Annotated in this window: 15 protein-coding genes and 2 pseudogenes; 12 read left to right on the forward strand and 5 right to left on the reverse strand. The window is 63.1% G+C overall.

From position 1 onward, the window contains the following. The first annotated feature begins 142 nt into the window (after nucleotides 1–142). Nucleotides 143–1930 (forward strand): recombinase family protein, encoded by a 1788-nt coding sequence (locus ACIBG0_RS41690; RefSeq protein WP_397041126.1) that lies wholly within the window; start codon nucleotides 143–145, stop codon nucleotides 1928–1930. 659 nt (nucleotides 1931–2589) lie between these two features. After that, nucleotides 2590–2829 (forward strand): annotated as a pseudogene (locus ACIBG0_RS41695) (IS3 family transposase); the annotation flags it as partial. 72 nt (nucleotides 2830–2901) lie between these two features. On the opposite strand, the gene ACIBG0_RS41700 reads toward ACIBG0_RS41695, so the two are convergent. Beyond that, nucleotides 2902–3393: a hypothetical protein gene (locus ACIBG0_RS41700; RefSeq protein ID WP_397041097.1), complete on the reverse strand. Its 492-nt coding sequence runs from the start codon at nucleotides 3391–3393 to the stop codon at nucleotides 2902–2904. 1136 nt (nucleotides 3394–4529) lie between these two features. After that, nucleotides 4530–4664 (reverse strand): hypothetical protein, encoded by a 135-nt coding sequence (locus ACIBG0_RS41705; protein ID WP_397041099.1) that lies wholly within the window; start codon nucleotides 4662–4664, stop codon nucleotides 4530–4532. A gap of 233 nt (nucleotides 4665–4897) precedes the next feature. Between ACIBG0_RS41705 and ACIBG0_RS41710 the strand changes: the two genes are divergently transcribed. The 4 genes from ACIBG0_RS41710 (at nucleotide 4898) to ACIBG0_RS41725 (ending at nucleotide 8039) form a co-directional block, all read left to right on the forward strand. Beyond that, nucleotides 4898–5773, forward strand: coding sequence for a hypothetical protein (locus ACIBG0_RS41710; protein WP_397041102.1), 876 nt, complete (start codon nucleotides 4898–4900; stop codon nucleotides 5771–5773). Between the two features lie 44 nt (nucleotides 5774–5817). Beyond that, complete coding sequence (locus ACIBG0_RS41715) at nucleotides 5818–5982, forward strand: hypothetical protein (RefSeq protein WP_397041105.1); 165 nt, start codon at nucleotides 5818–5820, stop codon at nucleotides 5980–5982. A 124-nt stretch (nucleotides 5983–6106) separates the two neighbouring features. Then, a complete protein-coding gene (locus tag ACIBG0_RS41720; protein WP_397041129.1) occupies nucleotides 6107–6802 on the forward strand; it encodes an SDR family oxidoreductase in 696 nt (231 codons plus the stop codon). A 28-nt stretch (nucleotides 6803–6830) separates the two neighbouring features. Continuing rightward, on the forward strand, nucleotides 6831–8039 hold the full coding sequence (locus ACIBG0_RS41725) for an MFS transporter (protein ID WP_397041107.1): 1209 nt from the start codon (nucleotides 6831–6833) through the stop codon (nucleotides 8037–8039). 86 nt (nucleotides 8040–8125) lie between these two features. Here ACIBG0_RS41725 and ACIBG0_RS41730 read toward each other — a convergent pair. Then, nucleotides 8126–8995: pseudogene (locus ACIBG0_RS41730) on the reverse strand (NAD(P)H-binding protein); the annotation flags it as partial. 87 nt (nucleotides 8996–9082) lie between these two features. Here ACIBG0_RS41730 and ACIBG0_RS41735 point away from each other — a divergent pair. Continuing rightward, nucleotides 9083–9667: a TetR/AcrR family transcriptional regulator gene (locus ACIBG0_RS41735; protein WP_397041110.1), complete on the forward strand. Its 585-nt coding sequence runs from the start codon at nucleotides 9083–9085 to the stop codon at nucleotides 9665–9667. A gap of 287 nt (nucleotides 9668–9954) precedes the next feature. Here the strand turns inward: ACIBG0_RS41735 and ACIBG0_RS41740 are convergent, their stop codons facing one another. Together ACIBG0_RS41740 and ACIBG0_RS41745 are read right to left on the reverse strand one after the other, a co-directional pair. Continuing rightward, a complete protein-coding gene (locus ACIBG0_RS41740) occupies nucleotides 9955–10173 on the reverse strand; it encodes a hypothetical protein (RefSeq protein WP_397041112.1) in 219 nt (72 codons plus the stop codon). Nucleotides 10174–10185: 12 nt separating this feature from the next. After that, the gene (locus tag ACIBG0_RS41745; RefSeq protein ID WP_397041114.1) at nucleotides 10186–10791 is read right to left on the reverse strand and encodes a TetR/AcrR family transcriptional regulator; all 606 of its coding nucleotides are present in this window, start codon (nucleotides 10789–10791) and stop codon (nucleotides 10186–10188) included. A 29-nt stretch (nucleotides 10792–10820) separates the two neighbouring features. On the opposite strand from ACIBG0_RS41745, the gene ACIBG0_RS41750 reads away from it, so the two are divergent. From ACIBG0_RS41750 to ACIBG0_RS41770, 5 genes are all read left to right on the forward strand, one after another. Continuing rightward, nucleotides 10821–12050, forward strand: coding sequence for a saccharopine dehydrogenase family protein (locus tag ACIBG0_RS41750; RefSeq protein WP_397041117.1), 1230 nt, complete (start codon nucleotides 10821–10823; stop codon nucleotides 12048–12050). Between the two features lie 141 nt (nucleotides 12051–12191). Then, nucleotides 12192–12587: a hypothetical protein gene (locus tag ACIBG0_RS41755; protein WP_397041118.1), complete on the forward strand. Its 396-nt coding sequence runs from the start codon at nucleotides 12192–12194 to the stop codon at nucleotides 12585–12587. Nucleotides 12588–12626: 39 nt separating this feature from the next. Further along, on the forward strand, nucleotides 12627–12818 hold the full coding sequence (locus ACIBG0_RS41760; protein ID WP_397041121.1) for a hypothetical protein: 192 nt from the start codon (nucleotides 12627–12629) through the stop codon (nucleotides 12816–12818). A gap of 56 nt (nucleotides 12819–12874) precedes the next feature. Then, nucleotides 12875–13171, forward strand: a complete 297-nt coding sequence (locus ACIBG0_RS41765; protein ID WP_397041123.1) for a hypothetical protein — start codon at nucleotides 12875–12877, stop codon at nucleotides 13169–13171. A gap of 279 nt (nucleotides 13172–13450) precedes the next feature. Continuing rightward, nucleotides 13451–13665 (forward strand): hypothetical protein (locus ACIBG0_RS41770; RefSeq protein ID WP_397041125.1); only part of this gene is annotated, 215 nt, incomplete at its 3' end.

Below are 13665 nucleotides of genomic sequence, written 5' to 3' on the forward strand. Positions count from 1 at the left end.
CGGCACCAAAAACAAACAACCAGCCCCACATCAACCCGTCGGCAAAACCCCCACAACCTCCACCGGCACAGCCGGTGGAGGTTAAAAGACAAGCTCAGCGGCGGACCGGGAAGGGTTCCAGCACCTCGTCGCCGAAGTCTCCCTGGGGCGGGCGGGAATCGTGCTCGGCCTGGAATGCTCCCGGCTGGCCCGTAATTCGGCCGACTGGCACCAGCTGCTGGAGCTCTGCGCGATGACCGGCACCCTGATCTGCGACGAGGACGGCCTCTACGACCCCCGCGACTTCAACGACCGGCTCCTGCTGGGCATGAAGGGCCAAATGTCGGAAGCCGAACTGCATTTCATCAAGGCCCGCCTGCGCGGCGGGGTGCTGTCCAAAGCCCGCCGCGGCGAACTGATCACCCCGCTGCCGGTCGGGCTCGTCTACGACAGCACCGACCACGTCGTCCTCGACCCCGACCAGGCCGTCCAGCAGGCCCTGCGGCACCTGTTCGGCACCTTCGCCGCCACCGGCTCCGCGACCGCCTGCGTCAAAGCGTTCCGCGCCGCGGGCCTGCTGTTCCCGTGGCGGCATCTCAAGGGCCCGAGCAAAGGTGAACTGGACTGGAAACCATCGGCGCATCACACCGTGCTGCGGATACTGCACAACCCCCGCTATGCCGGCGCGTTCACCTACGGCCGTCACGGCCGCGGCCCGGCCGGGATCGACTCCCGAGTGAAACTGCCACGCGAGCAATGGATTTCGTTCATCCCTGACACCCACCCCGGCTACCTCACCCTCGCCGAGTTCGACACCAACCAAGCCCGCCTCGCTCAGAACGCCGCCGCCCACGGCCGTGACCGCGCCGCCGGACCACCCCGCGAGGGCACCGCGCTGCTGCAGGGCATGATCGCCTGCGGCAAGTGCGGAAAACGCATGACCGTGCGCTACCACCGTCGCCGCGGTCGCGACTTCCCGACCTACGTGTGTCAACGCGAGGGCATCGACACCGCCCAACCCATCTGCGCCAGCATCCCCGGCGCCGACCTCGACACCCGCATCGGGCAGTTGCTCATCGACACCCTGTCCCCGCTAGCCGTCGAGGCCGCCTTCGCCGTCTCAGCCGAACTCGACCAACGCGCCACCGAAGCCGACCGCATGCGCGCCACCGTGGTCGAACGCACCCAATACCGCGCCGACCTCGCCCGGCGCCGCTACCTGACCGTCGATCCCGCCAACCGGCTCGTCGCCGAAACCCTGGAAGCCGACTGGAACACCGCGCTGCGCGAACTACAAGCCGCGCAACGTGATTACGACACCGCCCGCACCCAACAGACCGGACAGCTCACCGACACCCAACGCGCCCGCATCCACCAACTCGTCACCGACCTGCCCGCCATCTGGAACGACCCGGCCACCCCCGCACGAGAACGCAAACGCATCGCCCGCCTGCTGCTGACCGACGCCACCGTCTCCCGCGACCGCGACACCATCACCGCCCACATCCGATTCCCCGCCGGCCAGCACACCACCCTGACCATGCCCGTCCCCAAAACTGGGCCCGAAGCACGCCGCACCCCCGCCGAGGTCGTCACGCTCATCGACGAACTGCTCGACCACCACATCAGCGGCGAGATCGCCGACATCCTCAACCAACGCGGCCTGCTCAGCGGAACCGGAGAACCGTTCCACCGCTTGATCATCGACCACATCATCCGCGCCTACCGACTCCGCACCCGCCGCCAACGCCTGCGCGCGACCGGGATGCTCACCCCCGCCGAGATGGCCACCCGCCTCGGAGTCGCCGCCAGCACCCTCAAGCACTGGCGACGAGCCGGACTTGTCACCGCCGTGCGCTACAACGACAAAGGCGAATCCCTCTACCACCCAACCGATCCCGAAAACCCACCCGAACGCCCCCACATCGGACGACCACCGAAAACACGCTGACCAGCACGAAAACAAACAACCATCGAACCACACGAAAGAGGTGCAGTATGCAACCAGAGGTTTGTCCTGCGGGCTGCGGATCCGCGCCGGATCAACAACGAACCCACGAGACTCGGCATATTCGCGGAACGAATCGTTCAACCGAGCCTCGGTCGTGTTCGCGCGGTCGAGGCTCGCTTGCATGTTGTCCGGAATCGCGACGGCGAACACGCCATCGAAGAACACCCACGCGGCCTCGAACCCGGCAATCACATCGTTGAGCGTTTCCCGGTAGGTCGGGAAGACAAAGATGTGCCGCGAATACACCGCGGTGAAGATCAGCCCCTTCACCCGCCGCCGGCCCTCGACGTCGGTCAGCAAGTTCAGGCGCCCGAAGTCGACCAGCACTTCCGCGCCGGGTTCGCAGTCGGCCACCCACACGGTCGTGCGCCGCTTCCCGAACCCCAATTCTATTGTGGCATAACAGTTCAAAGTCCGATACGACACCACCACACCACGGCGGGCGAGCAAAATATGAATCTTGGTCAGGGTCAGGTCCTGCTCCAGCCACGCCTTGATCTGCTCGGACTGACCGGCCAGTGTCTCCCACACATCGCTCTTACCGTTCGGTCGAGACCTACGAACCCCGGCGATCACCGCCGCCCGCACCTCATCGGTCAGGATCGATGAGCCGCATCAGTGCGGCCGGTGACAACGCGGCCATGGAAAGTTTCTTCGCTCTGCTTCAGAAGAACGTCCTCGACCGTCGATCCTGGTACAGCCGTAAGGAATTGCGTATCGCGATCGTCACCTGGATCGAACAGCCCCACCACCGTCGACGGCGTCAAACCGCCCTCGACCGTTTGACGCCAATCGAATACGAGACCATCATGACCCCACCGGCCAGCCAGGCAGCGTGATCGAACCTGTCGCCCGATCGCGCAGTAGGCCCCTCGTTGTAATCGTGGATTTTTTGCAGCACGTACGACGGTTTACAGATCAGGACGCAATCCGGCGAAATCGAGCTCCTTTACTTTCGACACAAGTTCTCGCGAGATCTTCGCCATTGCTTCCTCAGTACGAGCCCGCACCGAGACGTTTATCGCATTATCCATTCTGTCCGGATCGTCAGCAATGCTGACCCGAGCCATGTCTGCAGTTGCAATGATCGATTTTTTTGCAAACTCGATCATTGCAGCCGCACCATATAGACGCTCACCGATGTTCGAATGCTGGCGAGACGCACTAGCGCACAAAGTGTTTGTCTCACATACGTTGCCAAGCCCTTCAGGCAATGCCGCGCACAGAACCTCATCGACGACAACGCTAGTATTGAGTTTGTCGGCAATCTGGGAAAGCCTCTCCGAGCTCTGTCGCCAGGCACCAGCCAACCGTCGCATAGCGTCCTCGTCGGCTTGCGGAAAGTATCGGCTGACCATATCCGCCAACCACCCCGGATAATCCGATGTAATTCTCACAGTCATAGGTGTGCCTTCGATTTAAACTAACATAGAATTACTAATCTCCACCTGCGTTTGCGGCTGCAATCCGTTTCGTTCACCACTTCACCTCACCAGCTGCTCCTAACCACGAGCCTCACACAGCGACCGACCAGACACACGACATTAAGCACTGTCCAATCAGGGGCTCCCAAGCGCAATGCAACGCCATTTTGGCATTAGATTCGCAAGTCACAACTCTCTCTTCAGATTTAGGTAGGTTTCTAGAGATAATCTTGACTCGTCTATGGACACCACGCATCGGTGGCGAGTAGGTACCGCCGCGACCCCACCGCGCCCGCCTGGCTAGGCAGGTGGATTCTGGCGTAGCCTCGAATCGATGACCACCGCCCAGGAAGCCATCGCTCACGCCGGACCGGTGCTTTCGGGTGACCTTGTCGGAAAGGTGGTCATTGGTTGCCGCCGGCCGGACATGGCGCGCTCGGCGGACTGATCTCGACGACCGCGCCCAGGTTCCCGTCACTGTCCACGTTGTTATTGATGTGATGGGCATCGATGTGGGTCGCTGCGTTGGGTGCGCGAAGAGGCGATTGACCTGCTCGCGCGACGGGACGATGCTGCGTTCGGCAAGCAGCGGTTGCAGGACATCGACTGCTCGGTCATCGCAACCCGCAGATGCCAGTCGTAGGTCATTTTCTTGATCACGCCTGCTCACCCCACATGGGACGATTCAGCGACAGCGTGAGTAGTTGGTCGCGGTAGCTGTTGGATCTCTCTCTGGCGAAGATCGCGGTTGTGCTCGCATAGCTGTGCCCGACTTGTTCCTACATTATCTTGAGTCCCCAGCGGCGTTCTGGGCTCTCACCAGCGGTTTTCGCTTCGTCGGCGGTGTTGTCATCGCGGCAATGGCGTGCATGCTGATCGCCTTTCAGCAGGGTCCGAGTCGGAGCTGCGTTGCCGGGCCGGAATCGCTGGCGTGGGTGCGCGAGGTCCGGTGTCACGAATGCGTTCGATCTCGGCGCGGATACTGGGCGTAGAGCCCCCCGGCCCCCGCCTTCGATTCAACGATGCGGGTAGCCGTCGACGCGTCGAGGGTCCTCACGCTGCATACTGCACCTGTCATGGCGATCCGGGGGTGCGGCGCAAGGTGTCGAGGCTTCTCACCAGGTCGACCGTGGTCGCGTGCGCCCGCCAGTGGCATGCGGATGGGCACGCACGATCGTCGAATCCGCCGACACCTCCCGGTCCGATACCTCGACGGCCTCGGCGACCACCCGCACCTTCTGCACGAGCATCGCCAGGGTTCCGTTGCGTGACCACACTGTCGACCTGGACGGCCGGTGGTGCATCGCTCTGCTGGTTCCCAAAACCGGTCCGGAGCAAACTCCACGCGCTTCTCGACATTGGGAATCACCCAATCGTGAACGTAAGTTATGATGACATTGTTAACAATACGAAAATATTGTCAATGCGAAGTGGGTGCACTGATGGCGTCAGTCGAAAAATGGCACCGACGAGGTGTTGTTGCATGAGTTTCGGTACCCGGTATGAGTTGGAATCACCGGAAAGCCTACGTCAATCGGAGCGGGTCGCATCATCGCTGAGACAGGCTGGATTCGATGCCGAAACGATCTTAAACGCACTTCGCGAGCCGGTAGCGGTCAAGGTGCTCGGGGTGTTCTCCGCCGCAGATGCCGCTCCTATCGTCGCCTCAGCGGCCGACAACGGCCGCGACGAGGCGAAACGGATCAACAACGACGAACTCGGTGACGTCATCCCTTACGGCACGCGCAGTGGTGAGGTCTACCCCTACCGGGTCTGCCAAGTGATAGACGTGGCAGTGCGGGCAATCATGGCACGGTACGACATCGCCGGGACTCGGATGCACGGCCCGGAAGGCGGTCTGGCCATTGACATCGGGGATGCACATCCGCATACGGACTTTCCGGGCAGCGCTGCCGACGCCCCTATCGATGACGTGCACGGGTTCAACGTTCATGTCACTTTGTGTGGGAAAGGGGTTGTCCGATTCAGTCCGGTTCGGAGCTTTGCGCGCGTGCAGAACATCGCAAGCACCATCCGGATCGCTCAACGCGAGGGCAGGTCTATTGTCGAGATCAACGAAACCTTCCCCGAGTTGTATGCCGACGTGATGGCCTCAGCCGGTGATCCGGTCTCCCACCAGGTTGGGGACGTGCTGCTGTTCCAGTCCCGCCCGCATCGGTCGAAGGGGCTACTGCCGATGGTCCATCATTTCGAGAGTCGCACCGATGATCGCTGGCACAATGTTTTCGTTCCAAAGGCTGGAAATCGTGACGAGATCAATATCCGGCGTGCCCGAGTGATCGACCTGTATCACCTTGAAAAGCTCGGCTATACAACTCTTCCAGATAGGGCGGGGTGATTGTCGAGATTCAGTGGAATCACTATTCATGGAGGTAGAAGGCAATGTCGCAGAGCAGGAAGATCGCTGGATACGTTCCCTTGGAGCCAATGGATGATTTCCCCGAATGGGAGGCGAAAACTGGAGGAACCAAAATGACCGAACGGCTGGCGCAGATGCTGGCCGAACAAGACCGCCGAGCCGCCGGACAGCAGGCAGAGCAAGGATAGTCACACCACGCAGAGCCGCGCCCGTCCCGGGCGCGGCTCTTCCGCACACCGCCCGCTCCGGCGGAATATGAGGCTCCCGATGACTCGAAAACAACCGACATTGACCGGAGACACCGTCGTGGTGATGGGAGGCAGCAGGGGGATAGGTTTCGCAACGGCTCGGGCTGTCCTACATGCCGATGCGAACGTTGTGATCGCCGGCAGGAACCAAGCATCACTCGACGATGCTATCGTCCAGCTTCGATCGCCTCAGTTGACCGGAGCCCGGGTGGATGGGCGGTGCCCCGACCAAGTGCGATCGTTCTTCGCTGATCTCGGCTCGATCAATCATCTCGTTCTCGCCTTCGGTAGCGACTTGTCTTCGGCGCCCTTCCGGGACTTGACGATACGAACTTGGCGGCGGCACTTCGACGACAAATTCTTCGCGCACCTGCTCGTCGTACAGGAAGCACTGCCGAGCATGCGTGTCAACGGCTCTATCACACTGGTGACCGGTGCCGCAGCTCGGTCACCCGCGGCGGGAGCTGCACTGTGGGCAGCCACCGACGGAGCCCTGGACGCCGTAATCCCAACGCTCGCACTCGAATTAGCGCCACTGCGAGTCAATGCAGTTTCACCCGGAATGGTTGACACCTCATGGTGGGACCGTGTTCCCAGCCACAACCGCCGCGCGATCCAGACCGCCATGGCAACACAGCTTCCTGTCGGGCGCATCGGCGAACCCGACGATATTGGTCACGCCATTCGGTTCCTACTCGAAAACAGCTACATCACCGGGACGGTCCTCGCGGTCGACGGCGGCATCGCACTTGCCCGGTGATCGCCAAACCGAACGATAGAGACCTGAAATGACCACCGAACAGACGCCATCGGTCCCCCAATGGGGGAGCATCGCAACCTACCGTGCGGTATTTGCCGTGCCTGGGGCGACTCGGTTCATCACGGTCGCGCTACTCGCCCGGATCCCCGCGACCGCCGCACCGATAACACTCACCTTGCATGTGGTCCACACGCTCGGCCTCGGCTATGCGGCTGGCGGATTCGTCGTTGCCGCCTACACGAGCGGGGGCGCACTCGGTGCTCCACTGTTGGGCAGCCTGATCGACCGGCGGGGGCTCCGTGCCATGCTCGCGCTTGCCATCAGCGCCGAGATCGCCTTCTGGACCGCCGCATCCTGGATGCCCTACCCCGCACTGGTCGTCGCCGCCTTCACCTGCGGACTTTTGGGAATACCCATCTACACCGTGGTGCGCCAGTCTCTCGCCGCCATGATGCCACCGCCATGCCGCAGGCCCGCATTTGCCCTCGACTCCGTGTCGACCGACCTCGGATACATCTTCGGACCGGCACTCGCCGCGGTCTTAATACTCGCTATGTCCTCGACGGTCGCGCTGGTATCGATCGGCCTCGGCTGGACCGCTGCGGGCATCGCTCTGTGGCTGCTCGACGCCCCTACCCGCACCGCATACGGCGAGGCTGGCCACACCCCGGCCGCCTGCACACCATACCCAATCACCACCCCGCTCGTAGCCACGCTCATTACGACCACCACTGTCGTCATCATGGTCTATGCCACCGAACTCGTGCTCATTGCAGGACTCGAGTCCACCGGCCACTCCCACGCCATCGCGCCGATCTACAGCGCATGGGCCGCCGCCTCGGCTCTCGGAGGATTCATCTATGGCGCTGTGCGCCGAGCGCCCGAGTTCTTCACCCTCACAATCTATCTCGGACTGGCGACCCTTGCACTGGGGTTGGCAGACGCGTGGTGGTCCTACCTCCTCCTACTCGTTCCGGCCGGTCTGCTGTGCGCCCCGCCGCTGGCCGCGAGCGCCGAAACCATCGCCACACTCGCGCCGAACGAAGCGCGAGGAGTGGTCACCGGGCTGCACGGATCATCGATCACCCTCGGAGCCGCCATAGCCACGCCGGCCACCGGTGCGTTGATCGACCACGCATCACCGTCAGCCGCCATTGCCGTCATCGCCATCACCGGCATCGGCGCAACCATCACTGCCACAGTGACGACAACTACCGCACCTAACCACAGCCGGTGACTTACCAGGCCGGGACTGTTTCGCCAAGGGTGTCACCGGTCCTGGGTTGCGGCTTATCGAATCCGTACCGACAGGCCGCATCGAACTCACTCGTAATGTTGTGGTGGCCACTGCCGCAACAGATCCCGCTCACGGTTCAGGAACTCGGCAAAGGTTGTGGCCGGTCGGTCGATGAGATCGCGGACGACCGAGGTAGTCTCGGCGAGATGCCCACCCGCGACGTCGGTATAGAGCGCTGCCACGTCGATGGAGAACTGGGCGGGGAGTCCCTGAGCTACGAGGTTGTCCGCGAAATCCGCTGGTGGCTGGTCGATATAGGACACCGCCCGACCGAGTGCCTCGGACAGCCGGGCCGCGATCTCGGCGTGCGTGAGGGCCTCGGGACCGGTGAGCACGAACCGTTGTCCACTACCGAGGTCTCCGCTTAGCAGGACTGCGGCGCAGTCGGCGATGTCGGCGCAGTCGATGTAGGACACACGGCCGTGCCCGTAGGCGCCAAGGAGATCGCCGCCGCTGATGAATGCGCCTGCGCCGGTGAGGAAGTTCTGCATGAACCCGCTCGGCTGCAGGATCGACCAGTCCAGCCCAGACGCCTCGAGCAGCGCCTCGATCTCGGCGTGCGCCCTCTCGGCAAGCAGACCACCGGGCCTTGCGCCCGGGACCGAGACCTTCACGATGTGTCGCGCTCCCGCGCGTACTGCTGCGTTGATCACGGTGGTCTGCTGGGCAACCATCGGCTGCGGGCCCGTGGCCGGTTCCGCCCCCGGTGAACAGAGGAACACCCGGTCGACGCCGGACAAGCGTGGCCGTGATCGAGTCCGGATCGTCGAAATCGCCCACCACCAGGTCGCAGTCGAGTTCGCGCCCGCGGTTCGGGTCCCGCACCAGCGCCCGGAACGGTGTGTCCTGCTGCCGCAATCGGCGCACCAGATGACGGCCGATCGAGCCGGTAGCACCCGTGACCAGGATCATCATCTACTTCTTCTAAAATCGAGGCGTCCTCGAAATATATCTCGAGGGTGCCTCGACTTAGAAGAGTTGTGATGGAAGAAACCACATCCCGGGTCCGTCGCCCGCGCGCGGATGCCCGACGCAATCGAGAGCGGCTACTCGCCGCCGCAGACGAGATCTTCCGCGCGGGTGGCGCGGACGCGCCACTGGAGCATGTGGCGCGGCTGGCCGGTGTAGGTGTCGGTACGCTGTACGGGCATTTCCCGACTCGGCGCGCGCTCATCGCCGCGCTGCTGGCCGAGCGCAGCGAGGACCTGTTCGAGTATGGTGACCGGTTACTCGACGGACCGGTCACAGCTGACACCGTGTCCGAGTGGGTGCGGGCGGTGGTCGAGCACGCCGCCACGTATCGGGGCCTGGCTGCGGTGCTCGTGGATAGCATGGACGATGACCGCAGCGAACTACACGCATCCTGCCTGCGGATGAACGGCATAGGCGAGGAACTCGTCGACCGTGCCGGCCGATCGGTGGCGCTCAGGCCCGATGCCACCACCAACGATGTCTTCACACTCATCAACGCGGCGGCTTGGACACGCGAGCACGCCGGTCCCGATCAGGCGGACCGCTTGATCGCCTTGGCACTCAATGGATTACGCGCATCGACCGACTTGGCATAGGCGCGTGTTCGTGGCGTGGGGGAACTCCCCAGACATCGCCAGCAGCGACCGCGGCGATAGCACCCACCGACCACGGACTCCTCGGCAGCAACCGAACGATGAAACCTGAGTCGGGTTGTTGACAGAGGCATTCACTTGCGCCAGAACGATGGCAATACGTCAGATCAACTCAGTCTCGCCTGATCAGCATCCCGGAAGGATTGATCAGAGCTCGAAAGGGGCCCCTCGCGTCGAGGGCGGGTTTGGAGCGAGATCGGCGCCCGCAGCTGTGGAGATGACGAACGGAATCAGCAGTCGGGCATGGGATGCGGCCGGTTCGGGTTCAGTGGGGTGAGGATGACGGGCGGTGAAGCGGTAGAGCTCAGCGCGTAAGGATTGGGCCGGCAAAGTAGTCCAGCTGAGATGCAAGCGTTCTGTTCTGCGGGCAGCCAGTCGTTGATGAACTGGAGCAGTTCGGCGAGTTCTGTGGCATCGGCATGACCGATCTGGATGCTGTTGTCGGACATCGAACGGCTTGATTAGGGCGAACAGGCGCCAGATAGTGTTGCAACAATTGTTCGTGCGGCATGTTGGACTTGGCGTTGGCGGTCGGCTCCGGTGATGCCTTGCAGGTGAAATGCCCAGTGCGCCTCGAACAGGCACGCCAACGCGTATGCCGCGCGGGCGACGTCGTCAGCGTTCGCCGAGGGGTATTCGGTGTTGAGTTGCCGTTCGAGCTCCGGTAGCCACTGCTCAGTCCACAAGGCACAGAGGCGTTCTCGCACGGTGGCGTCGCGCGCGCCCAACGCTACGAGCTCGATCCATATAACGAGTTCTTCCCTGCTGCGGTAGGCGCCGGGCTCGAACATCGCATCTATCCGACGATCCACGGGCTCCTCGGTGTCGGCACGCAGCATGGAGGCGCCGTAAGCACCGACAGCCCCGTTGACGAAAGCTTGCATCAGGCCATCACGACTGCCGAAGTAGTGCAGCACGAGTGTTCGCTGCATGCCGGCCGCGGAAGCCACTTGTGACAGGGTCGCATTCGCTAGCCCGTCACGGGCCACCACGCCAGCCATCGCCCGCAGGATGTGCGCGATCCGTTCTCTGGCCTTGCTCGGCCGACCAACTTTGTTTACTGTCACGATAGTAAATATATCCGGAAGGTGAGCTGATGCGGATTCTGGCGCTGGGTGGAGCCGGGGAGATGGGCCGTGTCGCGGTCCGCGCTCTGGTTGATGACGACATGGTCGATCAGGTGGTGGTGACCGACCTCGATCAGAGACACGCTGTGCGCGTCGCACATGCGTTAGGCCCGAAGGCGTCGGGCCGGGGCCTGAATGTGGCCGACCGCGGTGAGCTGTCGGCCGCAATCGGTGACTGCGATGTGGTCGTCAACACCGTGGGCCCGTATTTCCGGTTCGGTATCCCGATCTTGTCCGCGGCGATCGAGGCGGGCCGCGACTACGTCGACATCTGCGACGACTGGGAACCCACCCTGGACATGCTGGCACTGCATGATCATGCGCGCGCCGCGGGCGTGACAGCACTGGTAGGGATGGGTGCCAGCCCGGGTATCGCCAATCTTCTCGCGGTGACGGCAGCGCGGGAACTCGACACCGTCGAAACCATCATCACCGGTTGGAATATCCAAGCGACACAACCTGATCCCAGCCCGGGCAACCAGCCCAGCGCGGCCATCGTTCACGGGATGCAGCAGATCAGCGGCGCGATCAGGGTCACCCGAGGCGGTGCTCTCACCGATCGACCGGCGCTGGAGAGAGTCGAGTTCGAGTATCCGGGCATCGGGCCGGCGCACGGCCGTAGCTTCGGACACCCGGAAGCGGTCACACTCCACCGCGTTTACCCAAATCTGCAGGACAACACCAACATCGTCGTCGGTGACCGTTTCACCCTCGCGGGCCTATCGGCCGTGCGGTTTTGCGTCGATCACCGGATCCTCAGTGCCACCCGGGCCGCCCGTATCGCCGCGTTCGCCGAACGAGTGCTGCCCACGAACCCAGCGAATCTTCTCAAACCCGGTGGGCTCCCACCACTATTCGCGGTCGCCACAGGCGCACGCGGGAACGCTCCCGCAGCCGCCGCGACTGCGCTTGCACAGGTCCCCGGACTCACCATGGCAGAAAACACTGGAATACCGCTGGCGGTCGCGACACTGATGCTCGCGTCTGTGCGACGACCGGGCGTCCATACGCCCGAAACTCTGATCGATCCCGATGCATTCTTCGCCGCGCTGGCAGGACATTGCATCGGCAACCCGGCTCCTGCGGCGATGACCTCGACAACCCGCTCATGGGCGACACCCCGAGCGAACGCCGACAGCTTGACCGCGTCGCTGCTCACCGCCTTTCTGACACAGAAGCCTGCACCCGCCGCCTACTGATTCAGCACTGGGCAACTCACCCTCGCGATCTTGTGTGGCGGTGACTGGGCGACCAAATCTGGCAGTGACTCACACCTCGGATGGTGGAAATGCCAGCCGAGGAATCGAAACGAAGAACGAACGAGGGAGCGCTTCCGCACCATGTCGAGCACTGACCAGAATGACACGGCGTCCGAGAACGAGCTGCCAAACCGGATTGCTCTCGCGCTGGCAGTTGCGGGCCCGGCGGGCTGGCAACGGATAGATGCAGCATTCCTCTCGGCATCCGCCGACGCTGGGCGCGTCGTGGTCTTCGACGGCAAGGGGCAGGCTATGCCGGCGAAATACATTGAGGGCCTGCGGGAATTGATCGCGCGGGCGCAGACGGTCGAGGCCGTGCGCTCGGGAGTGATGGCGGAAACCTACTACGGATTGCTCGTCGGGCTGTCTGCTGCGATCTCCGCCGGAAGTCCCTGGCAGATCGCGGCCGAGGTGATCGTGTCGGGCCTGCGACCGCCATCGGGCACGATCAACGGCGACGCTCCGTCAAGCACCTGACGACAGACGGTCAAGCACGTCCTGAGCCCTCACAGTACCGTGCCGGATCAGACCATCGTGGCCGGAATATCCAACGGCGCGTTCATGTCTCACCGATTCGCGCTGGAAGCAGCCGACCTCGTGCCGGTCTTCGCAGCGGTCGCCAGTGGACTCCCGGCAGCGTTACTCGGCATGCGGCCCAGCCATGCTGTTTCGGCGATGCTGATCAACGGTGACGCCGACCCGGTCTAGTCGATCACTCACGGCACCGCAGACCGGACGGCCAATTCCGTGGCTGCACACTGGGATTGACCGAATCAGCGGCCCACTGGCGCATGCTCGACCGCTGCCAACCCGACGGACGCACCGTCCGCACCGAGACATCGAGCCGCCACACGGTTACCGGCGGCGTCGGCGGCGCCGAGGTCACTGCGTGGACGGTCTTCGGCGGCGGGCACACCTGGCCGGGAACGCCCGTTCCCCCGGAATGGGCAGGCGCACCGGGCTCGGATGTCACCATGGAATTCGATGCGGCCGAGGAAATCTACCGATTCGCCCGCCCACTGCTCGCCCCTGCTGATGACCGCGAACTGCGTAGTCCCTGATCGCTCGAAGAGACCCCGATGTTTGCATACGGTGCTTTAAGCCTGAATCCACCGATCTGATACATGGGGGGACGTTCTATTCATCGAGACTGCCTGTGCTGCAACCACTATAAGTGCCCGCGTCGATATTCCCCGATTCATCTGTGGAGTGATCGGCACAGGCAGCTATGTGAGTGGTTCTAGGGTGGCGTCGAAGGGGCGCACGTTGAGGGTCACCCGCCACTCATGAGTGTGCGCGCATACTGCTGAACCGGGTCGTCCGGGTCGAACCTGCTGTGTGTGAGGATTACCCGAGTGCCCTTCCCCTCGGGTGTACGTCCCAGGAAACGGTCCGGTCGTAGGGGCTGGCGGCGTTGGCATCTGTCCGCTGATTCGGAGACGTTGCTGCTCGGGCTGGAGGATGCCGAGGTCTTCGAACGTGACGTGGCGGATGACGATGGTGGTGTAGGTCATGCGGGTTCTCCTGCGCAGTCGGAACTCGTGGCCACCGGAGA

Source organism: Nocardia sp. NPDC050630 (assembly GCF_044457245.1).
Classification (GTDB): domain Bacteria; phylum Actinomycetota; class Actinomycetes; order Mycobacteriales; family Mycobacteriaceae; genus Nocardia.

Excerpts from the sequence above, each read along its gene's own strand:
- ACIBG0_RS41735 (WP_397041110.1), top strand. The coding sequence starts at position 9,083 with ATGGAAGAAACCACATCCCGGGTCCGTCGCCCGCGCGCGGATGCCCGA.
- ACIBG0_RS41705 (WP_397041099.1), bottom strand. The coding sequence starts at position 4,664 with ATGCTCGTGCAGAAGGTGCGGGTGGTCGCCGAGGCCGTCGAGGTATCG.
- ACIBG0_RS41755 (WP_397041118.1), top strand. The coding sequence starts at position 12,192 with ATGTCGAGCACTGACCAGAATGACACGGCGTCCGAGAACGAGCTGCCA.
- ACIBG0_RS41750 (WP_397041117.1), top strand. The coding sequence starts at position 10,821 with ATGCGGATTCTGGCGCTGGGTGGAGCCGGGGAGATGGGCCGTGTCGCG.
- ACIBG0_RS41725 (WP_397041107.1), top strand. The coding sequence starts at position 6,831 with ATGACCACCGAACAGACGCCATCGGTCCCCCAATGGGGGAGCATCGCA.
- ACIBG0_RS41720 (WP_397041129.1), top strand. The coding sequence starts at position 6,107 with ATGGGAGGCAGCAGGGGGATAGGTTTCGCAACGGCTCGGGCTGTCCTA.
- ACIBG0_RS41740 (WP_397041112.1), bottom strand. The coding sequence starts at position 10,173 with ATGTCCGACAACAGCATCCAGATCGGTCATGCCGATGCCACAGAACTC.
- ACIBG0_RS41710 (WP_397041102.1), top strand. The coding sequence starts at position 4,898 with ATGAGTTTCGGTACCCGGTATGAGTTGGAATCACCGGAAAGCCTACGT.
- ACIBG0_RS41715 (WP_397041105.1), top strand. The coding sequence starts at position 5,818 with ATGTCGCAGAGCAGGAAGATCGCTGGATACGTTCCCTTGGAGCCAATG.
- ACIBG0_RS41700 (WP_397041097.1), bottom strand. The coding sequence starts at position 3,393 with ATGACTGTGAGAATTACATCGGATTATCCGGGGTGGTTGGCGGATATG.